This is a genomic window from Oleiphilus sp. HI0125 (genome assembly GCF_001635355.1).
In genome coordinates, this window is the sequence record NZ_LWGF01000929.1 from 1 (window position 1) to 1087 (window position 1087).

The 1087-nt window shown below is 44.9% G+C and carries 1 protein-coding gene; it reads left to right on the forward strand.

Translation table 11 applies throughout. The features are described 5' to 3' along the window. Nucleotides 1–103: 103 nt before the first annotated feature. A partial coding sequence (locus A3762_RS16070) for an aldehyde dehydrogenase family protein (RefSeq protein WP_068756602.1) occupies nt 104–1087 on the forward strand: 984 nt, incomplete at its 3' end.

The window sequence follows — 1087 nt, forward strand, 5'->3', positions numbered from 1 at the left end:
AACGCATTGACTCATTAGAGTATATACTCTAATTTTTTATTTTGCAGTCCACACATGATAAAAAGCGTGATCAAGCGCAAGCATACTCTCGGAGGAAGCCCCAATGGTAGCTGACGTTGTACAAATTTCTGAAAGCCAGACACAGATCAAAAAAATGCAAGGCATTTTTAAAGAACAAACCCAAGCTTTCCGTCGTAACCCGATGCCAAGCTATGAAGAAAGAGTTGCGAATCTTAAGAAGCTGCGCCAAGCCCTTTTAGACAACGAAGCAACGTTCATTGAGAAGATCTCTCAAGACTTTTCGAGCCGCTCCGAGAACGAAACACGCCTCGCTGAGATCATGCCTGTACTGCATAGCATTGATTACACGCTTAAGAACTTAAAGCGTTGGATGCAATCCGACAAGAAGAAGGTTTCGACTTTATTTATGCCTGCTAGCGCACGTGTTGAATACCAACCACTTGGTGTCGTTGGAATCATCGCGCCATGGAACTACACCTTATCCTTATCGCTTGGCCCACTAGTTTCAGCTCTTGCTGCGGGCAACCGTACAATGATCAAGATGTCTGAATTCACCCCAGTCACCTCGGCATTTGTTGAAGAACTTCTATCGAAGATTTTTCCTCAAAACCTAGTCGCAGTTATTAATGGTGATGCGGATGTAGCCGTTTCATTCTCTGATATTCCTTGGAACCACTTGTTGTTTACTGGCTCTACGAGCGTTGGTCGCCATGTTATGCGTGCTGCGTCTGCCAACCTTACCCCTGTCACCCTTGAGCTTGGCGGCAAGTCACCAACGATTATTTCTGACTCAGTAAAAATGGATGAAGCCATCAAGCCGATTGTGTTTGGTAAAGCCTTCAATGCTGGCCAGACTTGTATTGCGCCAGACTACATTCTTTGCCCTGAAAATCGTCTTGAGCATTTTGTTGATTCATTCCAGCGCGAATTCGCTGACATGTACCCAACGCTCAAGCACAACGAAGATTTCTCAGCAGTGATCAATGAGCGCCAATATCAGCGCCTTCAAAACTACATCAAAGATGCTGAAGCAAAAGGTGCGACTGTCATTGCTTGTAATAATGCT